This is a genomic window from Hallella absiana (genome assembly GCF_025457485.1).
Lineage (GTDB): Bacteria > Bacteroidota > Bacteroidia > Bacteroidales > Bacteroidaceae > Prevotella > Prevotella absiana.
Window position 1 is genome coordinate 1 of the sequence record NZ_JAMXSP010000036.1, and the last position, 24,653, is coordinate 24,653.

The window sequence follows — 24,653 nt, forward strand, 5'->3', positions numbered from 1 at the left end:
CTTAGTTGTTTGGCGATTACTAAGTTACTAATTCTTAACGAATTGGGCAAATCTTAAAGCCTTTTTTATTGGCAATAATTGTTAAATTTTAAGTATAATCATCTACTTGCGAAACTTGAGTATTCTATTTGTTGATGGTCTAACAGACTTCGGTGATATTGTGGCTTTACACATAGGGTCTTCGGGCAAACATGTGATAACCGATCATTATTGTCAGTGGTTTGATAAATATTTCAAGGAGTCTTTTGAATCTCTGAAGTGACGAGGTTAACTGTCACTTTTGCCTAAGAACTTACTTGTACGGATTTAATAGTTTTGATTTAATGGTTTTAGACTTTTAACGCTCCATCTTTGATGGAATCGAAAAAAGCCGAATATATAGAATATGGAGGATATAAATATCATGTATTCATGCTTTTTATATTCGCCGATCTTCTTGATCCCGCAATGCGGAGTGTTAGCCCTCCCTCAAAAAGTAGGTAAGGGCCTTACCACCCGAACGCCTTTGCGCTGTCCATCCATTTGCCTTGCGCCTTGAGCACCTGCTCGATGACATCGCGGGCGCAGCCATGCCCGCCGTCGTAGCTGCTGACATAGAGCGCGATCTTCTTGATGTCTGCGCAGGCGTCGGCCGGACAGCAGGGACAGCCCACGAGACTCATCACCTCGTAGTCGGGGATGTCGTCGCCCATATAGAGCACCTCGTCGTGGGTCAGACAGTTGGCTTCAAGAAAGCGCGCGTAGACTTCCTTCTTCATCGCGCTGCCCATGAAGATGTCCTCCACACCTAAGTAAGCATAGCGCTTGCGGATGGCCTCAGAACTGCCGCCCGTGATGATGGCAATACGCAGCCCACGCTTGACGGCCAGCTGAATGGCGTAGCCGTCCTTGATGTTGACCGTGCGCAGCGGCATGCCCTGAGCATCCATACCTACCGTTGAGGCCGACAGCACACCGTCGACGTCGAAGACAATGGCGCGAATGCGCCGCAAATCGTAGTTGATCATGGCTTTGTATGATTTTTGACGCAAAGTTACAAAATAAAAGTGGAACTTTATTTTGTGTTTCCCTTGAATTATATTAATTTTGCCACTAAGCAAACATTCTGTAGCAATGTCGCAGTATCAGACCGCAATCTATACACGTGGAGACACGTTGCCGCCCATGGATGGTGGCAACTTCTACCATAGTCCGGAGCTCTTCCATATCGTCGAGCGCACTCCGGGACAGCGGCCGTGTATGGCAGTGGCTACCGACAAGCAGGGTAGGGTGGTCGGCCACATCCTCGTCTTTCTGTTGCGTGCCTCGTGGATGCCGTTGCTCTATTGGCAGGCTCACGCCTACGGTGAAGGCGACTATGCCGAGGACGTGAACAGAGAGGAAGTCTTTGGACTGCTCCTTGCGGCGCTTGTCCGCCGCCTGCGCCGTCGGCTGTGCTTCTCCATCGAGTTCAGTGACATTTCCCGCAAGATGTTTGGCTATAAGTATTTCCGTTCCCAAGGCTTCTTCCCTGTTCCCTGGCAGGAAATCCACAACTCGCTCCACTCCATGGATCCCCATGACCGCTTGCAGCCCAAGATGCTGAAAAAGATAGAGCATATCTATTCACAAGGAGTAGAGACCCGTGAGGTGGCCACGGAGGAGGATCTCGACCGCTTTGTTCATTTGGTGCGCGGCTTCTATCGGTGGAAGGTGCATCGTGTCGTGCCGCCGGAGAAGCAGATCGCCGAGATCTACCGCAGCGACAACGGCCGTCTCTTTGCCACACTCTACAAGGGACGTCTGATTGGCGGCTGCGTCTGTGTCTATTCCGAGGGCAACGCTTATCTGTGGTATCTCGCTTCCCTCCGCAAGCGCTATGCGTGGCTTCATCCCGCGATGATGACCGTGTGGCAGGCGATCATCTGGGCGTGGAAACACAACTATGCCCACATCTATTTCCTCGATGCCGGGCTGCCTTATCCCAACAATCCTTTCCGCGAGTTCATCCTCCGCTTCGGTGGCAAGCCCGTGGCAAAGTACCGTTGGTTCCGCTTCTCTATAGGTTGGCTCAACAAGCTGCTGTCGTGGATATGGAAAGAGTGATAGCCTTTGCTGCTTGCGAGTATTAGCGACATGTCAAGTCAAATAGTTGTTCTGTCCATTGCAGACCATCCTTTAGAACTCAAATCCCAAGTTGATCATCAGACTCAGGTCGCGCTGCGCGCTGGCCCAACCAAGGCTGGCACCAAGCGGACCGAACATGGTGCGATAGTAGTAAGCGGCTTGCACGCCCCAGTCGCCCTTTTGGCGCAGGATGTCGGCAAGGCGGTCGTTGTGTTGCGACCATGCACCTTGGAGAAGGATGAAATTGTTGGTGGTCAGCTGATATTGCAGTTGTAGCTGAGCGGCCACGTAGTGAAGATCGGTCATCTCGATGTGGTGGGTACCAGCAAAGGGCTGTTGCGTCTCGAGATAGTGCGAGAACCACGGACCGCCAAGGAATGTGCGACGGATGTAAGGAATCTCCTTGCCGAAGAGCAGACGACCGTAGAGCAGCGGCTGCAACGTGAACCGATGCGAGAGCGGCAAGGAGATGCGCCAGTTGGCATTGACCTCGCTGAAGCCCTTGTGATCGTTGTAACCCGTGAAGTTATCGGTGAAATAAGCATACTCCGCCACAAAGCTGGCACCGCGCACGGGGAAGAGTCCCGCATTCTCACTATTGTAGTGGAGCGCGGCATGGTAGCTGAAGAAATGATCATCGGATGGCTTCTCGTTGTTGCCAGAGGAAGCGGCAAAGAGCACGGAGTGATAGTCATAGCCGTCAAAGCGCAGAGCCACGTCCATAGCCATGTTGCGCACGTTGATGTTCATCATGCTCAGGCGGGCCTGATGATGGGCGAAGGTAGCATTGAAACTTTTGTCACCGCCATGGTAGAAGTCAAGATCGTGGTAGGCATAGGTATAGCCCACACCGATCTCCGTGCCGCGCGGCAGGCTCCAACCGCCGTAGAGCGACCCTTTATAGTTGCGTCCGAGCCTGACGACAGCAGCCACACGGAACGGCTTTCTGCCTGAGATCCATGTACCGGCCATCTGCATGGCCACCTTCTCCTCAGTGTCGAAGCGCACGCCAAGGCTTCCCTGCAGTTCGTCGGACGGGTCGGACGGCTGAGCCTCCGGCGCGGAGAAATCCAAGGGCTTCAGTGCTCCAGCATGCGGACTGAGCGTCGGTACAGCCGCGTCGTCGCCCAATCCCAAGCGACATTTCAAGGCGATGAGCTCGTCCCAGTGGCGCATGGCCTCCTCCTCGCCACGCCGGATAAGCGTGTCGATGGCAGCGGGGGTGAACGAAGCGGCATTGTAGCCTCGTGTGTCCACACGGATGGCAATGTCGGTGAGCTTGAGGTTGTCGTCGTATTTGTTCTTGCAGTTCACGTCGACGATCTGTCCCAGCACAGAGGAGCCGTTGGCCAGGTCGTCAGCTGTCTTGGGCGGTCCCTGCACGGTGGCACCGATGACATACACGGCACCCATCGCGCGTGCCAGGTCGGCGGGATAGTTGTTGCGCAGTCCGCCGTCGACCAGCACACAGTTGCCCTTTCTCACGGGGGTGAACACGCCGGGGATGGACATGCTCGTGCGCATCGCCTCGGCCAGCACGCCGCTGTGGAAGTCGTACTCCGTATTGTCGACGATGTTGGTCGCCACACAGGCAAAGCGACGCGGCAAGCTGTCGAAGCTCATCGAGTCGGTGTAGCCGACCGTGAGATGCCGGAAGAGGCGCATCAGGTTCTTGCCCTCAATGACTCCTGTCGCACCGGTCAGATGGCGCTTATGCAACCGCAACGTCTTGGAGAAAAAATAAGTCGACTGCACACGCCGCCCCTCCAGGTCCTCGGAAGAATAGACGGCACGGTCGCTCAAGAGGAAAGGCCAGTCCTGACGGCGCACCAGTGAGTCGAGTTGTGTCGCCGAGAGTCCCACGGAATAGAGACCGCCGACAATGCTGCCCATCGACGTGCCCGTGACGATGTCGACGGGTATGCCCGCCCGCTCCAGCACTTTCAGCACGCCAATGTGCGCCATGCCCTTCGCGCCACCACCGGAAAGTACCACCGCCACGCGGGGCCGCTGATGGGACACGACACGGGGAAGCGTGTCGGCAACACTGCTATCCGCCACACCGGAAGAGCGCGAGGAAAGCCACGGCGCGGCAGGCAGTTGGCAGCAGACTGCCAAGAGAAGAAGCACGGACAAAAGGAGTCTGTTCATAAGCGTAGTATCGTCTATTTTGCTGCAAATATAATCAAAAACTCACTGAAAACCAAAATAAAGCTAAAAAGTTTTCTATGTCTCCCAAGAACTCTATACCTTTGTAGATAAATTAGATAGTAAGTGCCATTTTCGTACGTTGCACGGATTTCTTGCCGAGGGGAGAATGACGCTGAACATAGAGTAGAGTAAAAGAATAGTATTTGTTATGAGATATGCAATTATAGCAGCCGGTGAAGGTTCACGGCTCGCTGCTGAGGGCATCAAGGATCCCAAGCCTTTGGTACGCGTCCACGGCGAACGTCTCATCGACCGTCTGATACGCATCTTCATGGAGCACGACGCGGAAGAGATCTGTGTGATCTGCAACGGGCAGATGACCGATGTGCAGCAACATCTGCGCGAAATCATCAACAATGGATTGGAAGGACATACCATCCCTCTGCGGCTGAAGGTGAAAAGCACACCGAGCAGCATGCATTCCTTCTTTGAGCTGAGCCCGATGCTCGCCGGACAGCCTTTCGTGCTGACGACGGTGGACACGATCTTCCGAGAAGAAGAGTTCGGCGAATACATCCGGCAGTTTCAGGCTTACCTCCGGCAGGGTGGCGACGGACTGATGGGCGTCACTGACTACATCGACGATGAGAAGCCTCTCTATGTCGGCACGGATGGAGAGATGCGCGTCACAGGATTTTACGACGACAACAGCCAGCACTGCACCTACATCAGCGGCGGCATCTATGGCCTGGCACCCAATGCCATCGACACGCTCCATCGCTGCATGGATCTCGGCGAAAGCCGCATGCGCAACTTCCAACGGGGACTCATCCGCGACGGACGGCAGCTGAAGGCGTTTGCCTTCTCTAAGGTTCTCGACATCGACCACGCCACGGACATCAAGAAGGCGGAAGACTTCATCGCCGGCAACCATGAGTGAGCAAGAGAAAATCATCGCTGTGAGGCGGGCACCACGCTTCTCGCCCAACTCGGTCGACCGCGACGACGCCATTCTCCACGCTGTCTGCGAGGCTTTGCGACGCAAGCTGTCGCTCACGGCCCCCATCCCCGTCATCGACGAAGACGACTTTGTCAAGTCACCGACGGCGGCAAGGGTCTATGTGACCATGGCGCGCTCCACGGCAGCCCTGCAGGCTTTAGGGCGAAGAACGGCGGAGGGCGCACAGTGCGTCAACAGCGTGGCGGGTGTGAACCACTGCCAACGCGCTTTGCTTGACAAGCTCATGCGATGCCACCACATACCCATGCCCGACAGGCAAGGCGAGCACGGCACATGGCTCAAGCGGGGCGACGCTGCCGCGCAAAGCAAAAACGACGTGGTGTTCTGCCCTGACGGAGAGGCTCTCTTGAAGGCTATTGCCGCCTTCAAAGCACGCGGCATCAATGAATACGTCACCAGCGCGCATGTCGAGGGCGATTTGGTGAAGTTCTACGGTGTAGGCCGCCGCCTCTTCCGCTACTACTATTCCACCGACGGCGGCTTCAGCAAGTTCGGCGATGAGCGGCGCAACGGCACGGCACAGCACTATCCCTTTGACGAGGATGCCCTGCGCAAGGATGCCTTCCGCCTGGCTGAGCTCACGGGAGTGACGGCCTACGGCGGCGACGCCATCGTCGACGAGTGGGGAAGGTTCTTCTTCATTGACTTCAACGACTGGCCGAGCTTCTCACGCTGCCGCGAAGAGGCGGCAAAGGCTATCGCCGAGGAGATCATCGCAAAAGGCCGGCAATAAGCAACCACAAGATATTCACACCATAAGATAAGAATCATAAAGAAATCACGATACATGTCTACATTTAAGGAACTCTTACAAGCATCTTTTAAATCCAACGATACAGAAGAATGGCTCGACGTGCATTTCACACGCCCCATCGGACTGGTTTTTGCGCTCTTCTGGAATAAACTCGGCGTGCATCCCAATGCCATCACCATTCTGAGCATCTTCCTCGGTGCTGCCGCCGGTTGTATGTTCTACTATACCGACCTGCCGCACAACATCCTTGGCGTGGCGCTGCTGATGCTGGCCAACTTCTGTGACTCCACCGACGGACAGATGGCGCGACTGACAGGGAAGAAGACTCTTGTGGGCCGTGTGCTCGACGGTGCGTCGGGCGACGTATGGTTTGTCTTCATCTATCTCGCCCTTGCCTTCCGCATGATGGGACAGTATATCCCCGGCACACATCTGCACTGGGGCATCTGGATATGGGCGATGGCGATCATCGCTGGCTTCATGAGCCACTCGCCACAAAGCTCGTTGGCTGACTACTACCGCCAGATCCACCTTTTCTTCCTCAAAGGCAAGGAGGGATCGGAACTCGACAACTATGCTCAGCAGCGCGCTGTCTACGAGAGCACACCGAAAAACAAGCTCTTCGCACGAATGTTCTACCGCACCTACGCCAACTACTGCAAAAGCCAGGAACAGCGTACCCCGAAGTTCCAGCAGTTCTTCAAAAAATGGAAAGAGACGATGCCTACCCTCGACCCTCAGAAACGTGACGCTCTGAAGACAGAGTTCCTCAACGGCAGCCGACCGCTCATGCCGATGACCAACGCACTGACGTTTAACGTGCGAGCCATCACCTTATATATATGTTGCCTGATCAACATGCCATGGATCTATCTCCTGGTGGAGATCATCCCACTCAACATGCTCTATATCCACATGCACAAGCGTCATGAGACGCTTTGTGGGCGGCTGACAGAAAAACTGTAAGCTCTACATGATATTCAAACAATAGGTATTAAGAACAACGACAATGATTAAAGGATATATCTTTGACTATGGTGCCACGCTCGACACTGCCGGTTGCCACTGGGGACAGATGCTCTGGCACGCCTATCAGCGGCAGCAGGTGCCAGTGACCGAACAACAGTTTCGCGACGCTTATGTCTACGGCGAGCGCACGCTGGGCAACAGTCCGATCATACAACCCGACTACACTTTCTACAAGACGCTGCAGGTGAAGATACGCCTGGAGATGGAACAGCTCTGCACCTCCGGCGCATGGGATGCCGACGAGGAGATGTTCCGAAAAAAGCACGATGCCGTGCTGGAGGATGTCTATGGCAAGGTGAAAACGATCACTGCTCACAGCCGTGAGGTGCTCGCCGTGCTGCACAAACGCTATCCGATGGTGCTCGTAAGTAACTTCTATGGCAACATCGCCACGGTGCTCAAGGAGTTTGGCCTCGACGTCTTCTTCAAAAGTATTGTGGAGTCGGCTGAGGTGGGCATCCGCAAACCCAACCCACGTATCTTCTCCATAGGGGTAGAGCGACTGGGACTGAAGCCAGAGGAGGTGGTCGTCGTGGGCGACAGCTTCTACAAGGACATTGAACCCGCACTGGCTGCCGGCTGCCATGCCATCTGGATGAAAGGGGAAGGATGGACAAAGAAAGAATACGACGAAAGCATTCCCGACAAAGTCATCACGGACTTGGAAGAGCTCATCAAGGGTGAATGATGAATGTTGAATGATGAATGTTGAGTGTTGAATTGCTGAATGTTGAAATATCAGCATACCTCATTAAAGATTGCAAGGATAACAATTAAGGATATAAATAGGTATTAACAGACAAAACGACAATGAAACTATATAGTAACATCATACACACTTGGCGAGACGTCAAAGGGTGGAGCAGACATTTCACTCCCCTCTCCCTCGGAGAGGGGCGAGGGGGTGAGGCTGTGTGGGGGAAGGCTCTCCTTTCCCTTTTTCTCCTCCTCTTCTTCTCTCTCGCCACCCACGCCCAGATCCGTGGCGTGGTCATCGACGCGGAAAAAGGCGACACCATCCTCTACCCCAGTGCCACCTACCGCGGCCATCACATCGCCGTGAGCGGCAACGCCATGGGTGAATACACCATCGAGCGACACAATGGCTGGCAGCTTACCTTCACCGCTGTGGGCTATAAGCCGAAGACGATCACCATCAACGCATCTACACCGGAGGTGCTCAACGTGAAGCTGAAACCCGACACACGACAGCTCGCAGAAGTCGTCGTGAAGTCGAAACGTGCACATTACTCCCGAAAGAACAACCCTGCCGTGGAACTGATGAAGCGAGTCATCGCCGCCAAAAAACGCACCAATCTCGAGAACCACGATTATCTGAGCTATACCAAATACCAAAAGCTCACCATGGCCATCAACGACATCACACCGGCTGACATCGACTCGGGATTCATCGGAAAGCATAAGTGGCTACTCGACCAGGTGGAGACAAGCCCCTACAACGGTAAGCTGATTCTGCCGCTCACCGTCGATGAGACGGTCACACAACACCTCTTCCGCAAAGACCCCAAGAATGAGAAGGACATCGTCATGGGCCAGAGCTCGTCCGGCGTCAACCAGCTCATACAGACAGGTGACATCATGACGGTGGCCATGAAGGATGTTTTTACCGACGTGGACATCTACGACGACCAAGTGCGTCTGTTGCAATATCCGTTCACCTCGCCGATTGGTAAGGATGCAATCGCCTTCTACCGCTTCTACATCGAGGACACCGTATATGTCGATCACGATCTTTGTTATCACCTGCAGTTCATTCCCAACAACCAGCAGGACTTTGGATTCCGCGGAGAACTGTATATCCTTGCCGACTCGTCGCTGCACGTCAAGCGATGCAACCTCACTATCCCTAAGCGCAGCGACGTCAACTTTGTGGAGAACCTGCAAATACAGCAGGAATACCGCAAGCTCCCTAATGGTGAGTGGGCTCTGAGCGTCGACGATATGATCGTAGAGATGAAGGTGGCTAAGTTCCTGAGCAAGGTGCTCATCACACGAACGACACGACTGAGCGATTATGACTTCCAGCCGCTGGCGAAACAGCTCTTCAAGGGTAAGGCAAAGGTGAAGAGAGAGGCGGACTCGCAGATGCGAGACGAAGCCTTCTGGAATAAATACCGAACGGTGGAACTCACGAAGAGCGAGAGTTCCATGAGTGCTTTTGTGCATCGTATCGAGCAAATCAAAGGCTTTAAGTATATCATCTTCGGCGCCAAGGCGTTTATCGAAAACTTCGTGGAAACCGGTGATGAAAACCATCCGAGTAAGTTCGACTTCGGACCGGTAAACACGCTCATCACCAAAAACTTCATCGACGGATACCGTGCGCGCGTCAGCGGACAGACAACCGCCAACCTCAACAAGCATTGGTTTTTCCAAGGCTACTACGCCCACGGCTTCCACTCGAAGAAGAACTACTACGACGCGATGCTGACTTACTCGTTGAACAAAAAGGACTATCTGCCGCGCGAGTTCCCCAAGCGCACGATCTCCTTTGAGTCCACCTACGACATCATGTCGCCTTCGGATAAGTTTATGCAAACCGACAAGGACAATGTGTTCACAGCCTTCAAATGGGCAAAGGTGGACAAGATGATGTTCTACAACCGACAGCAACTGAAGTTTGAATATGAGCAGGAATGGGGACTGAAAACCACATTCGGACTGAAGACTGAGGAAAACGAGGCTGCCGGCGCTCTCTTCTTCAACCCGCTGAATAGTGGGTTCAGCTACACGACACCGGAAAATACGCCCGTCGGTGACCTCATCCACAATGGTAAGATACGTACCACGGAACTCAGCCTGCAATTCCAGCTGGCACCCGGACGCACTTATATCAACACTAAGCAGCGCCGTCTGCCGATCAACCTCGACGCACCCGTGTTTACGCTCGGACATACCATGGGACTGAAAAATGTGCTCGGCGGCGACTATAAATACAACTTCACGGAAGCTGGTATCTATAAGCGCTTCTGGATGAACAGTTGGGGTAAAATCGATATCAACGTCAAGGCGGGAGCACAGTGGAACCGTGTGCCCTACCCCTTGCTGATTATGCCGGCTGCCAATCTGAGCTATATCATCGAGGACGAGACGTTTAACTTGATCAACAACATGGAGTTCCTCAACGACCGCTACGCCAGTCTCGATGCCAGTTGGGACCTTAACGGTAAGATCTTCAACCGCATACCATTGCTCAAGAAGCTCAAGTGGCGCGAGTATATCGGTGTGAAGGCTCTCTGGGGTAAGCTCACCGACGAAAACAATCCTTATCTGGAACAGAACGCCAACTCTTCTGTGCTCATGCAGTTCCCCGAGGGCTGCTACGTCATGGATCCACACAAACCCTACGTGGAGCTTATCGCTGGTGTGCACAACATCTTCAAGCTCTTGCACGTGGAATATGTCCACCGCTGCAACTACAACGAGCTGCCGACAGCACATAAGAATGGCATCAGGTTGATGATGAGGTTGACTTTCTAAGGGACTACACCTTATTATATATTGAGGACACTTTTCCTATCTAAGAGACTCCTTATTATAATGTTAAGGACACCTTATTATATATAGGACACACAGACTGGCTAATAATACCAAACATCTATGAAGAAAATACTATTCGCAATCATTGCCATGCTGACCTTCTCTTCCGCTTGCCGGGCAGTCAACACGCTGCCCGTCGAGGGAGTATGGGTGAAACCGTCCAACCCATTGATTCAATATATAGGACGCATCAACGACAGCAATCCCGACCAGCCTACATTCAACTGGCCGGGCATTGAGATTCGTGCACGCTTCCAAGGTACGTCATTGCGCATGGTGGCTAAGCCCAAAAGCGGATACTTTATGTGCTCCATCGACAACGCTACACCGTTCAAGGTGTCCTTCAACAGCGAGCGAGACTCTGTCGTTCAGCTTGCTACAGCACTGTCGCAAGGTGAGCATAGCGTCAGGCTGATGTATACTATCGAGGGGCTTGACCGTCATGCCATTTTCCGCGGCTTTGTCCTCGACAAGGGCTGTAAGCTCGTCACTCCAGGCCCTCTGCCCAAGCGCAAGATAGAGTTCATCGGAAACTCTATCACCTGTGGCTACGGCGTGGAAGACACCCTCGGCGATGACCATTACCTCGACGAGACGGAGAATCACTGGCTTAGCTACGCCACACTGACCTCTGAGGCATTAGGCGCTCAGCACTTCTCCATCTCACGAAGCGGTATTGGCGCATACCGCAACTACGGCGGACCAGCAACAGGATCACCAGATGCCATGCCTCAGATGTATGATCTCACGCTCTACCACGATAGCACACAGCTGTGGAACTTTAAGCGTTGGACACCCGACGTGGTTTGCATCAACCTCGGAACAAATGACTTCTCAATGCCGGCCTACGACGCAGCTCTTTACGAGAAATCCTATCTCGGACTTGTGCGCCACGTCAGAAGTTGCTATCCCCAGGCTTTCATTGTACTATTGAGCGGTCCCATGCTGCCTACAGAGACCAACACCATCGTCAAAAGGGCGCTCGACAATATCAAGATGACGCTCACCAAGAAAGGCGACAAGCGCATCTTACGCTTCGACTTCACGCCGCAGGACGGTAGCCTCGGCTATGGAGCAGACTATCATCCCAGCAAGGCTCAGCACCAGAAGATGGCCGAGGAACTCACGAAGTTTCTGAAAGAGAATATCTTCAAGGACTAAGACACAAAGTTTTTTATGGATGATTGGCGCTTCTGAAAAGTGAGAAGCAGCCACAAGGAACGACGACGTTGGGAAGAGCAAAGACCTCTCTCAACGTCGTTTCATTAGAAATATTGTAGATGGAGTGTTAAAAATTTGGCACTCTTATAGTTTTTTACTACCTTTGCCTATGAACAATAACAATAACAATAACAATAACAAAGAAAGCCTATCGACAACACATTTACTTAATTAAAAGCATTAAGAAAATGGAACAGCTCAAGACAATGACCGACGAACAGTTGGCCATCAAATACATGGAGGGCAATAATCAGGCTTTCGACATCCTGTTATCACGCAACCAGAACAAGTTGTTTGCCTATATCCTTTTTGTTGTCCACGACGAGGGACTGGCAAACGACGTCTTCCAGGAGACTTTTGTCAAGATCATCGTGAAGTTGCAGAACGGACTCTACGAACCATCGGGGCTGTTCGCAGCATGGTGTATGCGCATCGCTCACAATGTGATCATGGACACCTTCCGCCGAAAAAAAGCACGCCATATCGTGGAGCCCAACGAGGATAATGACCTCGGCAAACTGCGTCACAGCCAAGTCTGGGAGGGCAACAGAGAGGGAAGATACGTCAACGAACAGGTGCTCAGAGACGTAAAGACGCTCATGGACAAGCTCCCCGACCCGCAACGCGAGGTGGTCTTCATGCGTTTCTACCAGCAGATGTCCTTTAAGGAGATCGCCGACGCTACGCAGGTAAGCATCAACACGGCGCTCGGCCGCATGCGCTACGCTGTGCTGAACATGAGGAAGATGGCAAAGAAAAACGGGATTGTGCTGGAAATAGAGTAGCCCCCCACCCATCAAGTCCCTTGCCGCAAGCGGCAAGAGACATCGAAGTAAGCGTGGCCCGCCAAGATGATCTGTGGCACAAATAGAGTACCCGCGTCACGTTGTAACGTGACGAACACAACGGAGAACGACCACAAGTCTTCGCCCTAATTTCCAAGGATGGCAAGCCAATTCTCAGCGCGTATTCGCCTTGAGTTCTGTTCGTCACGATATATCGTGACGCTTACCCACAAAGCCCCTGCCACCACACGCGCAAGAGATCTACAAAGAGCCTGCCAAGGCAGAGATCACCTTTTCCGGCTCCTTTGCCTTGAACACATAGCTTCCACTGACAAGCACATCCACGCCGGCGCGCTTGAGCTTCGGCGCTGTCTCTGCATTCACGCCACCATCCACTTCGATCAGCGCATTTGAGCCGCTGTCCTTGATCAGCTTTCTTAGTCGGCCAATCTTCATATAAGTGTTCTCAATAAATTTCTGACCGCCGAAGCCAGGATTGACACTCATCAGCAACACCATGTCCACGTCCTGGATACAATCCTCCAACATACAGACAGGTGTAGACGGATTCAGCGTCACGCCAGCCTTCATCCCTTCCTCATGAATCTCGTGAATAGTACGGTTGAGATGCGTACATGCCTCATAGTGAACATTCATCATCATAGCGCCAAGCTTTGCCGTGCGGGTGATATAACGTTCAGGCTTGACAATCATAAAGTGCACGTCAAGCGGCTTCGTACAAATGCGCTTCACTGCTTCCAACACTGGGAAGCCAAAGGAAATGTTAGGGACAAACACACCGTCCATCACATCGCAGTGCAGCCAATCAGCTTCACTGCGGTTGATCATGTCTATATCAGCTTGCAAATTCGTAAAGTCTGCTGCAAGCAAAGAAGGAGAAACGATAGTTTTCATGTTGCTTTATCGGTTTTGATCCGTCATCAGTTCATACAATGAACAGCCACTTCCGAACTACGCCTGTCAATACGATAGGTGTGAGCAATCTGTCGAATGATATACAACGATAACTCTGAAGGTACACATTCTTTGGGAGTAGAATACTTCATAGGCGGACATATTTTATTGTAATACGAATATACTTATAACGGAGTTTGCTACCTTTTATTATAAAGAAGCAAGAAAAAAGGCTGTGGGAAGGAAACTTTCCACAGCCTTTTTTATTTTGTATGTTACTATTCTGTCCTAATTACTGCATCACCGACGCAGCTTGGATCCAGTCATAGACATAGCTGCAAACACCGAAGGCGATGATGCCGAGTGTACAGAGAGCCAGTGCCAGCTTCGTGTTGACATGGGCACTGAAGGTCGGCAACGGATTCTCGTTGTGTTTGATGAACATGGCCTTGACGATGAGCAGATAGTAGTACAAGCTCACCACCGTGTTGACCAAGGCAATGAAGACTACTGCATAGATGGTAGCACCGATGGTCGTAGTGACCTGTGCGCCGTTGGCTGCTGCCATGAACACGAAGAACTTCGAGAACATTCCGGCGAACGGAGGAATACCACCCAAGGAGAACAGTGCCAGCGTCATGAGGAAAGCCAGACGCGGATTGGTTTTGTAGAAGCCATTGTAGGCATCCATGCTCACCACACCATTGTTATGCTCCTCTACAGAAGAGATGATGGAGAAGACGGCGAGGTTGGCTACCACATAGATGAGTACATAGTAAGAAAGAGCCGTCACACCCATAGCAGAGTCACCAACGACAGCCAGCATGATGTAACCGGCCTGAGAGATAGAGCTGAACGCCATGAAGCGCTTCAGATCTTTCTGATGGATGGCGAAGAGGTTGGCAATGGTGATAGACAGCACGATGACGATCATCAGCATATACTGCCAGTACTCTACCATCGGAGCAAAGACTTTCATCAGAATGGAGCACAGCGCAAAGGCAGCAGCACCCTTAGAGATGACACTCAGGTAACCACTGACATTGGTCGGAGCACCCTGATAGGTATCTGCCGTCCAGAAGTGGAAAGGAACCAAAGATATCTTGAAGCCCAGTCCGCTGAAGAAGAAGACCATGCCCATGATCGTCAGTGGCGTAGCACTAATGTTCTTCACGACATCATCAAAGTAGAGTGTGCCCGTAGCACCATAAAGGAAGCTGATACCGTAGATCATCACACCACTGGAGAAAGTAGCGGTGAGGATGAACTTTGCACCGGCCTCTGCACTGTGATGACGGTACTTGTCGAAAGCGACAAGGCAGGCCATAGGCACAGAAGCCATCTCAAGACCGATGAAGAACAGCAGGAAGTGATTGGCACTTACCATCATGTTCATACCGAGAAGCGTAGAGATGACGAGTTCGTAGAACTCTCCTTCCTTGAAATTAGTATCTGGGCGCTGCAGCCACTCGCGCGACTGGATGAGGACAATAAGCGTACCAAAGGCGAGAATCGTCTTGATGACACCCACGCTCGGATTGGTCATATACATACCACCGAAAGCAGTAGCAGAGGCTGTCGGGAAAATGTTGATGAAGACATGAGCCAGCATCAGCACACACACCAACGGATTGAACCAGCTGCGCACCTTACTCTCACCGGAGCGGGGAGCTGTGAACAGGTCAGCAAGGAATACGATCAACAGAATAGCCGTCAGCGTGGCCTCCGGAATCATATTAAGAAATTGACTATAATCTATATTCATAACTTTATTCTCTTTTCAATCGTATTACATGCCAGCGACAACACCTGCGCTAAGGATATGATGCAACATAGGAGCCATGGCATCGTTGATGATATTCTGTGCCCACAGTGGAGCCATACCAAGGCCGGCTACACAGAAGATCAAGCCGCCCACAGCGATACGCTCGTCCCAAGAAGCATCAGAAAGCTTGTAATAAGCCTGGTCGGGAACCTGCTGATACAGGATCTTACCGACAACACGCAGGATATACACAGCGGTGATGACAATAGAGGTACAAGCGATGATGGTGCAGGTACGGTGGAACAGATCGGGGTTCTCAAAAGAACCGACGAAGATGTTCATCTCTGCGACGAAGCCAGAGAAGCCTGGAAGACCGAGGTTGGCCAAGCCGGCAACAACATAGGCAACGGCCAGGAAAGGCATGATCTTCATCAATCCGCCCAAGCGACGCACGTCACGCGTGCCACAACGGTGATAGATCATACCGATGACAGCGAAGAAAAGGGCTGTCATCAGACCGTGAGAGAGCATCTGCAGAATAGCACCTGTGCAAGCAGTCTGGGTCATCATCAGCAGAGCGAAAAGCACCATGCCGCAGTGAGACACGGAAGAGTAAGCATTGATATACTTCAAGTCGGTCTGCACACAAGCGGAGAGCGCACCATAGACCACTGAGATGGTGGTAAGGATGAGGAAGATCCAAGAGAGCTGGTGAGCTGCCTGGGGCAACAGATACATGGCAATGCGGAAGCAACCATAACCTCCGAGCTTCATCAGCACACCGGCGTGGAGCATTGACACAGCCGTCGGGGCTGAAGCATGACCGTCGGGAGACCAAGTGTGGAACGGGAATAAAGCGCCGAGAACACCAAAACCGATGAAGATGAACGGGAAGAAGATCTTCTGGATAAATGCCGGAATAGCATTGGAAGCAGCGATCTCCACGACCGACATGGTATAGGTGCCGCTATACTGTCCGTTGAAGAAGTAGATGCCAAGGATGCCGATGATGAGCAGAGCGGAACCGCCCATGAGCATCAACGTCAGCTTCATGGCACTGTACTCCTTAGGACCAGTACCCCAAACGCCAATAAGCAGGTACATAGGAATCAGCGCAACCTCGTAGAACATGAACATGGTGAAGAGGTCCTCAGAGATGAAGAAGCCAAACACACCGGTAGACAGCAAGGTGAACCAAAGGAAGTACTCCTTCTGCATTGGGTGCTGCTGCCAAGAAGCAAAGGTACCGGTGAAGACGATGATGGCAGAAAGCAGAATCATCACCACCGAGATGCCGTCCACGCCCGTGCGATAGAAGATGTGCAAGGGCTTGAACCAAGGTATGGCGTCGCCGAAGAGGAAGGGGAACTTCTCTGCCGGCATGGTCTCGCGCGCCTCCAGGAAGGCAAATACCAAATAGATGGCAAGGGCGAGAAGAGCCGTAGAACCTACGACCATGACGCCACGCACCTGACTGTCGTTGCGAGCCAGCCACAGGGCAAGCAACATCAGAATAGGTATAACGACGAAAAACGTTAAAAATGTCATTTTCTTATTTCAGTCTAAGTGAATGTTTCGATGTTGTTAAATGCAAAGCAGAATCAGCGTCAGCGCCACACTACCGGTGAGGAACCAGATAGCATACTGACGGACATCGCCACTCTGCCACGGGCGGATCGTCTCGCCGGCCTCTTGTGTTGCCCATGCCGAGAAGTTGAACATGCCGTCGATGACGTGACGGTCGAACCAGGCAATAGGAATAGAGAAGCAGCCGAAGACAATCTTATGAGTGAAGAACTGCCAGGCATCGTCGATGTAGAAGCGGTTGAGGGCAGCCTTGTGGAGTTTCGGCATACGGTGCTCGAGCATATCCGGCACAGGGTTCTTGCCGCTGGCATACATCCAAGTGGCAAGGGCAAAGCCGATTGTTGCCACAGCCAGAGAGCACCAGGCAGTCATGCCGAAGTGGAAGCTCTGCAAAGGAATATCCTCGCTCAAGCCATTGGCAGAAACGAAGTGACCGAAAGGAATCCATCCTGCCACGCAGCTGATGATAGCCAGGAACACCAAGGGTCCCCACATGATGAAGGGGACTTCGGCCGGGCGACGGCGGTGCTCGGGATCAGCCTCGTAGTAAGAATTGCCCCAGAAGATGACATAATAGAGACGGAACATGTAGAAGGCGGTCATACCTGATACCAAAGTCATGAACCAACCCATGTAGGGAGAGAAGTGGAAGCAAGCGTCCACAATCTCATCCTTAGAGAAGAAACCAGCCAACGGCCAGAAACCGCTGATGGCAATCGTTCCGATGAGGAAGCAGATGTTGGTGATAGGCATGTACTTATGCAGGCCGCCCATATACTCTTTGAAGTTGCTGCCGATGATGACAATGATAGCACCGGAGCAGAGGAAGAGCAGAGCCTTGAACATGGCGTGAGTGAAAAGGTGGAACATGCTGGCCATATAGCCGACACTTCCCTCGCCCTCCATAGATGTGCAAACGCCGAGAGCCACGAGCATGTAAGCAATCTGTGAGATGGTCGAGAAGGCCAGGCCACGCTTGATGTCACGCTGGCAGCAAGCTACAGCAGCAGCATAGAACGCTGTGAAGGCAGCAATGTATGCGACATAATGAAGTGTGTTAGGAGCGTACTGTATCCAAATGGGGAACAGGCTGGCTACTTGGTAGACACCGGCGACAACCATCGTAGCGGCGTGGATCAAGGCACTGACAGGTGTTGGACCCTCCATAGCGTCGGGCAACCAGATATGCAGTGGGAACATTGCACTCTTACCGGCACCGCCGATGAACATCAGGAACAGTGCGGTAGGCATGATCCATGCAGCATGAGGCAGACGGCCTGCCAAGGTCGGGTCAGCGTTGAGATCGTAGTTGAACGTACCCACATAGTAGCTGAAGAACAGGATACCGATGAGGAAGAACAAGTCGGCGAAACGCGTGACGATGAAAGCTTTCTTGGAAGCGTGCACGGCAGCGTGCTTGGGATAGTAGAAGCCGATGAGCAGGTAAGAGCATACACCCACGAGCTCCCAGAAGAGATACATCTGGAAGATGTTGGTGGCCACTACCAGTCCGAGCATACTCATGGTGAAGAGCGACAGGAAAGCATAGAAGCGCTGGAAGCCTTTCTCGTAGCCTTCCTTCTTATAGTTCTCGTCGCGCTCGGCCATGTAGCCAAAGCTATAGATGTGAACCATCATACTCACCGTGGTGATGACAATAAGCATCATCACGCTGATAGGAGTCAGACGGAAACCGATGTTGAACGTCAGGGCCTCGGTAAACTTCAGCCATGTGAAGTTAAACACGGTCACAGTCGGATAGAGTCCCGTGGAGGCATCACGCCCCACGGCGAAGAAATATTCGTAAGCGGTGTACAGGCTCATACCCCACAGCACAGCCAGGACAGCCGTGCCGATCATGCCCGCAACCGGTTTTTTCATCTTCATGCCAAGGAGTCCGAGCAAGAGAAAGCTCAGGAAAGGCAGAAGCAGTATCAAGAATGAATAACTGTATTGCATGGTTCGTTTAGAATTTCATGTTTTCAATACTGTTCACCTGGTCACTGTGATAGTTGCGGTAAACATTGATGATGATGGCCAACGCCACAGCGGTCTCGGCAGCACTGATGCCCATGGAGAACAGCGTGAAGAAGACGCCCTCGAACTGTCCGGGGAACAGAATGCGGTTGAACACTGCAAAGTTCAGGTCAGCCGAGTTGAGCACCAACTCAATAGAGATGAGCATGGCGATCAAATTGCGGTGAGTGACGAAGCCAAACACGCCGATGAAGAACAGCAGGGTGCTCAGCGCGAGATAACATTCAACGGGAATCATTTCTTGTCCTCCTTTCTTGCGATCATAATGCCACCGATGATACATGCCAACAAGAAGAGGGAGATGAACTCAAACGGCAACACATATTCATATTTACCAGAGCCGACGAGTGCCTTACCCACCTGGGCCATGGGCACCTCAACGTCGGCGACACTGCAGGCAGCGTCTATAAACTTATTCTTCAGAAGCACCACGGCCACGGTAGCCAATCCCACGATCGAGATGAGCGCTCCCTGCACGACCCTCACGCCCTTGAAGCGACTGGTGAGGTTTTGCAGTGTACGCTTGCTGACAAGCGAGATGGCGAAGATGTACAGGATGGTGATGCCACCGGCATAGATGGAGATCTGCGCGGCGCCCAGATAGGTGTAGTCGAGCAGGAAATAGATGCCGGCAATGCCGAACAGCACGAACAACAGGAACGTGGCGGCACGCATGATGCTGCGGGTAAACACCGACAGCACGGCTGAGCCAAGGATGACTACAGCCAAGATGCAAAACATTACGATATTAGCCATTGTCTTTACTTGGTTTTGGTGTTAAACTCTCCAATCTTCAAAGGTGCGCCGCCATCGATGAGGTTGGGCAGGCTGCCTCCTTGATAAACCTCCTTGTCGAGGTGCATGACGAGCTTGCTACGGTCAAAGACTGCGTTTTCGAAGTCATTGGTGAAGTGAATAGCATCGAAGTTGCAAGCGTTGACACAGAGTTCGCAGAACATGCAGTCGCCCAAGTCGTACTGATAGTCATCGAGCACCTTGTGTTTCTTTCCCGTCTCAGGATCGGTCTCCATGTGAGAAGTGATCTTGATGGTGTCGTTGGGACATGCTTTTTCGCACATGGTACATGCCGTGCACTTGTAGTCGCCGACTTTCAGACCGCGCTTCACGGCCTGCGGATCCTCGGGATCCTCCACGCGCTTAAACACGAGACGTCCGCGGTGACGGGCAGAGACGTGGAGCGTGGTCTTGCGGTTCTCGGGATACTGCTCCGTTGACTTTGGGGTGAAGTACTCCTTCATGGTCACCTTCAATCCCGTAGTCAATGTCTTCACAGCATTCTTAATGCCGCCGAAATATGATTGATTTGACATTTCTATATATTTATTAAAGAGTAAGTCCAAGAGCCACACATGCGGTCATCACCACGAGAGTGAGGAGCATCAGCGGCATGAGATATTTCCACTCGAGCTGCAGGATGTGGTCGATACGCAGACGGGGGAAAGTCCAGCGGGCCCACATGAGCACCCAAATGACCACAAGCATCTTACCACCAAACCACACGAAGCCGGGAATATAGTTCATCACGTTGTCGAAACCGGCAACACCGATGTTCAGTGGTGCCCAGCCACCCAGGAAGATAGTGGTAGCCAGTCCGGCGATGACCACGAGATTGAGGTACTCAGCCAGATAGAAGTAACCGAAGCCCATACCGGAGTACTCGGTGTGGTAACCGGCAGTCAACTCACTTTCAGCCTCAGCCAAGTCAAACGGACCACGGTTGGCCTCTGCGTTACCGGCGATCAGGAACACGATGAAAGCGACGATGGCAGGAATGTGACCCTGAATGATCAGCCATTTCCAAGGACCTGTCTGCGCCTCGATGATGCCACTGAGCTGCATAGTGCCGCAAAGCACCACTGCCGTGACCATGCACAAGCCGAGACTCATCTCATAAGAAATCATCTGCACGGCACCACGCATGGCAGAGATAACAGAATACTTGTTGTTGGAGCCCCATCCCGAAAGGATGATGCCGAGGATGCCGATGCTGCTGATGGCAGAGACCATAAACACGCCGACGTTGAAGTCGAGCACGGCAGCGCCCTTGTTCCAAGGCAGGAACGAGAAGGTGCCCACTGAAGCGATGATGGTCAGAAACGGTGCCAGCGCATACAAGAGCTTGTCTGAGCGGTCCACGCCGAAGATTTCCTTGATCAGCATCTTCAGCACGTCGGCCACCACCTGTACGGAACCCCAAGGGCCCACACGCATAGGGCCGAGACGGCACTGGAAGAACGCACAGACCTTACGCTCGAAATATATCATGAACATGGCGATGAGAGCATAGAGCGTCAGCACGATCAGACCCACCACGACACATTCAATGAGGATTGTCCAAAAGTCCCCCAACCCGCATGTCTGTCGGAGGAGATTGTCAAACCACTGTGTTACTACTGTGAAATCAAACATATCTTAGTAATGTTGAATGTTAAATGTTGAATGCCAAATGACTTCCTTCGCAATGCTGACTGTTCAGTGTTGAATGCCGACTGATCACTCATCATTCCAAACTTATCATTCATCATTCCGTTTTATCTGTCCAGATCCGGGATTACGAAGTCGATAGAGGCACCGGTGGCAATGAGGTCAGCGATCTTCTCGCCACGCAGCATCTTGTCGAAAGCACCGGCGAGCGTCAAGCCCATCGGGCGCATCTTCACACGATAAGGACTCTTGTCACCACGGCTGTCGAGGTAGACACCAAACTCACCGGCACCGCCCTCTACAGAGAACCACCACTGGCCCTCGGGCACCTTGATGATCGGCTTCTGCTTGATGTAGAAGTCACCTTCAGGGATGTTGTCGATGAGCTGCTCGATGATGTTCAGGCTCTGATAGATCTCGTTGATGTGGATCATGTAGCGGTCCATCGAGTCGCAGTTCTTACCGAGGATCTGCTCGAAGTTGACTTTGTCGTAGAGATCGTAAGGATGGTTCTTGCGGACATCGTTCTTCCATCCGGCGGCACGTCCGGCAGGACCGGTGACGCCGTAGTTGATGCAGTCCTCAAGATTCATATAGCCGACACCTTCAAGACGCTGGTGAGTGATGACGTTGTCACCGAAGACGTCGAGATACTCCTGTACGAAAGGACGGAGATATTTGCAGAGTGTCTTGGTGTTCTCCACGAAGTGTGGGTCTATATCGGCCTGCAGGCCACCTATTCTATAATAGTTCTGGATGAGTCGTCCGCCCGTCGTCTCCTCCATGACGTTGAGCACATGCTCACGGTCACGCATACAGTAGAGGAAAGCCGTCAGGGCACTGAGGTCCTGGGCGCACGTTCCGAGGAAGAGCAAGTGGTTGTCGATACGCTGCAACTCGTCCATGATGGTGCGGATGTAGCGGATGCGGTCGCTGAGCTCAATGCCCATAGCTTCCTCGATGACACCGACGAGGGCGTGACGATGGTGCATGGCGCAGAGATAGTTCAGTCGGTCAGTGAGGGCGAGTGTCTGAGGATAGGTCATACTCTCCATCATCTTCTCCATACCGCGGTGGATATATCCGAGGTGAGGATAGATGTGCTTGATGGTCTCACCGTCTACGACAGTTCTCAGACGAAGCACGCCGTGGGTACTCGGGTGGTTAGGACCGAAGTTGATGACGAAGTCGTCGTCGTCGAGCAGGCGGTGCTTGGTCTCCACGAGATCACCGCAGTCGTTGAGGTTCCACTCTGATGTCCAGTCGGTCTCAGGCTCATCGGTCATGGGGAACTGGTTTTTCTCGGGACTCATATCGAAGTCCTTGCGAAGTGGCCAGCCTTGGAAGTCGCTGCGCATAAACAGGCGGCGCATGTCGGGATGACCGAGGAACTTGATACCGAAGAAATCATAGACCTCACGCTCGAGCAGGTCGGCGTCGTGCCAAAGCTTCAGCACAGAGGGGATGACATAGTCCGTCTCTCCCACCTTCTTGGCAATCTGCTTGACAGAGACGCGCTCGTGGCTGTCGGTATTCTCCAGGATGTAGATACATCCCAGACCTTCCTCGGGACCGAAATCCTCACCGATGATGGTGACCAGGTAATCGAAATGCTTATCATTTTTCAGCTTTGCCATCTCAGCGGCAAAGTTGTCAAAACCGAATTCTTTGTTTTCTAACTTCATGACAGTTCGCTTACCTTATTGTTGATTGTTATCACTTGCCGCAGCCTTCTGAGTGTCGGCAGCGGGTTGTTTGTGCACTTCAAATTCCTTTCCCTCCTCTTTGAGAGCGTCAAGCTCACGTCCGAGGGACTCAAGGTCTTCCTTGTTGGGAGAAGCAGTGACCATGATCGGTGTTTTCTCGCCAATTTTGGCAGCACTGAGATTCTCGTTGCTGATGCCATGCAGACCACCGAGGCCCATGCTCTCTGCTTTTTCCTCGCGTGTCATCTTGTGGTTGGCACCGCCGAAGAACTTCTCGATCTTCACCTTGCGCTGCAACTGCATCATACCGTAGAGGATAGCCTCCGGACGCGGCGGGCAGCCAGGGATGTAGACATCCACGGGCACGATCTGGTCGATACCGCGCACGACACTGTAGCTCTTCTTGAAAGGACCGCCACTGATGGTACAGCCGCCGACAGCGACAACATACTTTGGTTCGGCCATCTCATCATACAAGCGCTTGAATACCGGGGCCATCTTGTTGGTGATCGTACCGGCACACATGATCAAGTCGGCCTGGCGGGCAGAGTTACGCGTCACCTCAAAGCCGAAGCGAGAAAAGTCGTAACGGGCACAGCCCACAGCCATGAACTCAATACCACAGCACGATGTACCGAAGGTCAGCGACCACAGTGAGTTGCTGCGTCCCCAGTTGATCATCTGATCGAGGCTTCCCAGCACCACGTTCACGCCACCGTCGTTGAGCTCGGCAGCAATGTTTTCCAAGGTCTCGTTGTCCTTGAATTCCTCGTAAGGAATGCTCTTGATGTGTGGTTTTCTTATTTCCATTCCAATGCTCCTTTCCGCCAGGCATAAGCCAAGCCTAAAACCAAAACCACCAGGAAGAAGCCGATGCTCACCAAAGCCAGTGAGCCGAACTGCTTCACGACAACGGCCCAAGGATAGAGCAACACGGTCTCAATGTCGAACATCAGGAAAAGGATGGCAAAGAGATAGTAACCCGCATGCAAAGGCAACCAGCTGCTGCCGCGCGTGGGGATACCGCACTCGAAGGGCTCACCCTTTACCGGATTGTAGGAACGGGGACCGATGAGCTTGGCAATGACATAAGCGCCAAGCACCAGCGTGACAGCCGTCAACAAAACGGTGATGAATAAAATGAAGTTCATAAAAAAATGATAACGTTATTGAATATTCGCTTAAGTGCTTGCAAAGTTACTAAATCTTTCTGTAACATGAACACGATTTAGCCAAAAATGTTATCTCTGCTTGTCAATTCTGTGATATGAGGCGATTGGCATTATTACCACGGTTTGGTAAACACATTACCACAGGCTGGTAACGGCATTACCACGGATTGGTAACAGCATTACCACGGGTTGGTAACAACGTCACTATCCTTTGTTCATCAGTACAAAGCCTCATCACTCTTCCTTTTTGTACTTACTCGGCGGCATGCCGAAATGCGGCCCAAGGGGGATTGTCCGTGGCGGACGGATGCCGCTGCCTAACCAAAGAACTTGATATGATAGCGTGCTAAAACTATTTTTTTTGCTTACCTTTGCGGTCATGGAACAAGAAAAGATAG

Annotated in this window: 21 protein-coding genes; 8 read left to right on the forward strand and 13 right to left on the reverse strand. The window is 52.3% G+C overall.

The features are described 5' to 3' along the window. Positions 1-488 precede the first annotated feature (488 nt). Positions 489-1,007 carry a KdsC family phosphatase gene (locus NG346_RS12740; RefSeq protein ID WP_262280010.1) on the reverse strand — a complete coding sequence of 173 codons (519 nt, stop codon included), beginning with the start codon at positions 1,005-1,007 and terminating at the stop codon, positions 489-491. Between the two features lie 106 nt (positions 1,008-1,113). Between NG346_RS12740 and NG346_RS12745 the strand changes: the two genes are divergently transcribed. Then, entirely contained in the window at positions 1,114-2,085 is a 972-nt protein-coding gene (locus NG346_RS12745) for a GNAT family N-acetyltransferase (RefSeq protein WP_262280009.1), read from the forward strand. 72 nt (positions 2,086-2,157) lie between these two features. On the opposite strand, the gene NG346_RS12750 is transcribed toward NG346_RS12745, so the two are convergent. Next, positions 2,158-4,257 (reverse strand): patatin-like phospholipase family protein, encoded by a 2,100-nt coding sequence (locus NG346_RS12750; RefSeq protein WP_262288823.1) that lies wholly within the window; start codon positions 4,255-4,257, stop codon positions 2,158-2,160. Between the two features lie 208 nt (positions 4,258-4,465). Here NG346_RS12750 and NG346_RS12755 point away from each other — a divergent pair, with 208 nt between their 5' ends. The 7 genes from NG346_RS12755 to NG346_RS12785 all read left to right on the forward strand — a co-directional run bounded on the left by NG346_RS12755 (position 4,466) and on the right by NG346_RS12785 (position 12,628). Continuing rightward, positions 4,466-5,197: a sugar phosphate nucleotidyltransferase gene (locus NG346_RS12755; RefSeq protein WP_262288824.1), complete on the forward strand. Its 732-nt coding sequence runs from the start codon at positions 4,466-4,468 to the stop codon at positions 5,195-5,197. Beyond that, the gene (locus NG346_RS12760; RefSeq protein WP_262288825.1) at positions 5,190-6,011 is read left to right on the forward strand and encodes a hypothetical protein; all 822 of its coding nucleotides are present in this window, start codon (positions 5,190-5,192) and stop codon (positions 6,009-6,011) included. The genes NG346_RS12755 and NG346_RS12760 overlap by 8 nt, the downstream gene beginning before the upstream one ends. Positions 6,012-6,065: 54 nt before the next feature. Further along, positions 6,066-6,998: a CDP-alcohol phosphatidyltransferase family protein gene (locus NG346_RS12765; protein ID WP_262288826.1), complete on the forward strand. Its 933-nt coding sequence runs from the start codon at positions 6,066-6,068 to the stop codon at positions 6,996-6,998. 43 nt (positions 6,999-7,041) lie between these two features. After that, entirely contained in the window at positions 7,042-7,749 is a 708-nt protein-coding gene (locus NG346_RS12770; protein WP_262288827.1) for an HAD family hydrolase, read from the forward strand. A gap of 122 nt (positions 7,750-7,871) precedes the next feature. Further along, entirely contained in the window at positions 7,872-10,562 is a 2,691-nt protein-coding gene (locus NG346_RS12775; protein ID WP_262288828.1) for a DUF5686 and carboxypeptidase regulatory-like domain-containing protein, read from the forward strand. A gap of 120 nt (positions 10,563-10,682) precedes the next feature. Further along, entirely contained in the window at positions 10,683-11,783 is a 1,101-nt protein-coding gene (locus tag NG346_RS12780; protein ID WP_262288829.1) for an SGNH/GDSL hydrolase family protein, read from the forward strand. A 248-nt stretch (positions 11,784-12,031) separates the two neighbouring features. Then, a complete protein-coding gene (locus NG346_RS12785) occupies positions 12,032-12,628 on the forward strand; it encodes an RNA polymerase sigma factor (RefSeq protein WP_262280001.1) in 597 nt (198 codons plus the stop codon). Positions 12,629-12,889: 261 nt separating this feature from the next. Here NG346_RS12785 and rpe read toward each other — a convergent pair whose 3' ends face one another. The 11 genes from rpe to NG346_RS12840 all read right to left on the reverse strand — a co-directional run bounded on the left by rpe (position 12,890) and on the right by NG346_RS12840 (position 24,234). Next, complete coding sequence (rpe, locus tag NG346_RS12790) at positions 12,890-13,543, reverse strand: ribulose-phosphate 3-epimerase (protein WP_262280000.1); 654 nt, start codon at positions 13,541-13,543, stop codon at positions 12,890-12,892. A 292-nt stretch (positions 13,544-13,835) separates the two neighbouring features. Then, a complete protein-coding gene (locus tag NG346_RS12795) occupies positions 13,836-15,308 on the reverse strand; it encodes an NADH-quinone oxidoreductase subunit N (protein WP_262279999.1) in 1,473 nt (490 codons plus the stop codon). 24 nt (positions 15,309-15,332) lie between these two features. Continuing rightward, a complete protein-coding gene (locus tag NG346_RS12800) occupies positions 15,333-16,856 on the reverse strand; it encodes a complex I subunit 4 family protein (RefSeq protein ID WP_154534106.1) in 1,524 nt (507 codons plus the stop codon). A 36-nt stretch (positions 16,857-16,892) separates the two neighbouring features. After that, on the reverse strand, positions 16,893-18,854 hold the full coding sequence (nuoL, locus tag NG346_RS12805; protein ID WP_154534105.1) for an NADH-quinone oxidoreductase subunit L: 1,962 nt from the start codon (positions 18,852-18,854) through the stop codon (positions 16,893-16,895). A 7-nt stretch (positions 18,855-18,861) separates the two neighbouring features. After that, on the reverse strand, positions 18,862-19,170 hold the full coding sequence (nuoK, locus tag NG346_RS12810; protein WP_154534104.1) for an NADH-quinone oxidoreductase subunit NuoK: 309 nt from the start codon (positions 19,168-19,170) through the stop codon (positions 18,862-18,864). After that, positions 19,167-19,688 carry an NADH-quinone oxidoreductase subunit J family protein gene (locus NG346_RS12815; protein WP_154534103.1) on the reverse strand — a complete coding sequence of 174 codons (522 nt, stop codon included), beginning with the start codon at positions 19,686-19,688 and terminating at the stop codon, positions 19,167-19,169. Before NG346_RS12815 ends, nuoK begins: the two co-directional genes overlap by 4 nt. 5 nt (positions 19,689-19,693) lie before the next feature. Then, positions 19,694-20,269 carry a 4Fe-4S dicluster domain-containing protein gene (locus tag NG346_RS12820; RefSeq protein WP_262280065.1) on the reverse strand — a complete coding sequence of 192 codons (576 nt, stop codon included), beginning with the start codon at positions 20,267-20,269 and terminating at the stop codon, positions 19,694-19,696. A gap of 7 nt (positions 20,270-20,276) precedes the next feature. After that, positions 20,277-21,362, reverse strand: a complete 1,086-nt coding sequence (locus tag NG346_RS12825) for a complex I subunit 1/NuoH family protein (protein ID WP_154534101.1) — start codon at positions 21,360-21,362, stop codon at positions 20,277-20,279. A gap of 122 nt (positions 21,363-21,484) precedes the next feature. Next, a complete protein-coding gene (locus NG346_RS12830) occupies positions 21,485-23,062 on the reverse strand; it encodes an NADH-quinone oxidoreductase subunit D-related protein (protein ID WP_154534100.1) in 1,578 nt (525 codons plus the stop codon). Positions 23,063-23,077: 15 nt separating this feature from the next. Next, a complete protein-coding gene (locus tag NG346_RS12835; RefSeq protein WP_154534099.1) occupies positions 23,078-23,893 on the reverse strand; it encodes an NADH-quinone oxidoreductase subunit B in 816 nt (271 codons plus the stop codon). Beyond that, positions 23,884-24,234 (reverse strand): NADH-quinone oxidoreductase subunit A, encoded by a 351-nt coding sequence (locus tag NG346_RS12840; protein ID WP_154534098.1) that lies wholly within the window; start codon positions 24,232-24,234, stop codon positions 23,884-23,886. Before NG346_RS12840 ends, NG346_RS12835 begins: the two co-directional genes overlap by 10 nt. Positions 24,235-24,653: the final 419 nt, after the last annotated feature.

Coding starts and splice junctions, on each gene's coding strand:
- NG346_RS12830 (WP_154534100.1), bottom strand. CDS start 23,062: ATGAAGTTAGAAAACAAAGAATTCGGTTTTGACAACTTTGCCGCTGAG.
- NG346_RS12755 (WP_262288824.1), top strand. CDS start 4,466: ATGAGATATGCAATTATAGCAGCCGGTGAAGGTTCACGGCTCGCTGCT.
- NG346_RS12770 (WP_262288827.1), top strand. CDS start 7,042: ATGATTAAAGGATATATCTTTGACTATGGTGCCACGCTCGACACTGCC.
- nuoL (WP_154534105.1), bottom strand. CDS start 18,854: ATGCAATACAGTTATTCATTCTTGATACTGCTTCTGCCTTTCCTGAGC.
- nuoK (WP_154534104.1), bottom strand. CDS start 19,170: ATGATTCCCGTTGAATGTTATCTCGCGCTGAGCACCCTGCTGTTCTTC.
- NG346_RS12780 (WP_262288829.1), top strand. CDS start 10,683: ATGAAGAAAATACTATTCGCAATCATTGCCATGCTGACCTTCTCTTCC.
- NG346_RS12800 (WP_154534106.1), bottom strand. CDS start 16,856: ATGACATTTTTAACGTTTTTCGTCGTTATACCTATTCTGATGTTGCTT.
- NG346_RS12740 (WP_262280010.1), bottom strand. CDS start 1,007: ATGATCAACTACGATTTGCGGCGCATTCGCGCCATTGTCTTCGACGTC.
- NG346_RS12785 (WP_262280001.1), top strand. CDS start 12,032: ATGGAACAGCTCAAGACAATGACCGACGAACAGTTGGCCATCAAATAC.
- NG346_RS12760 (WP_262288825.1), top strand. CDS start 5,190: ATGAGTGAGCAAGAGAAAATCATCGCTGTGAGGCGGGCACCACGCTTC.
- NG346_RS12775 (WP_262288828.1), top strand. CDS start 7,872: ATGAAACTATATAGTAACATCATACACACTTGGCGAGACGTCAAAGGG.
- NG346_RS12795 (WP_262279999.1), bottom strand. CDS start 15,308: ATGAATATAGATTATAGTCAATTTCTTAATATGATTCCGGAGGCCACG.
- NG346_RS12765 (WP_262288826.1), top strand. CDS start 6,066: ATGTCTACATTTAAGGAACTCTTACAAGCATCTTTTAAATCCAACGAT.
- rpe (WP_262280000.1), bottom strand. CDS start 13,543: ATGAAAACTATCGTTTCTCCTTCTTTGCTTGCAGCAGACTTTACGAAT.
- NG346_RS12745 (WP_262280009.1), top strand. CDS start 1,114: ATGTCGCAGTATCAGACCGCAATCTATACACGTGGAGACACGTTGCCG.
- NG346_RS12750 (WP_262288823.1), bottom strand. CDS start 4,257: ATGAACAGACTCCTTTTGTCCGTGCTTCTTCTCTTGGCAGTCTGCTGC.
- NG346_RS12825 (WP_154534101.1), bottom strand. CDS start 21,362: ATGTTTGATTTCACAGTAGTAACACAGTGGTTTGACAATCTCCTCCGA.
- NG346_RS12815 (WP_154534103.1), bottom strand. CDS start 19,688: ATGGCTAATATCGTAATGTTTTGCATCTTGGCTGTAGTCATCCTTGGC.
- NG346_RS12840 (WP_154534098.1), bottom strand. CDS start 24,234: ATGAACTTCATTTTATTCATCACCGTTTTGTTGACGGCTGTCACGCTG.
- NG346_RS12835 (WP_154534099.1), bottom strand. CDS start 23,893: ATGGAAATAAGAAAACCACACATCAAGAGCATTCCTTACGAGGAATTC.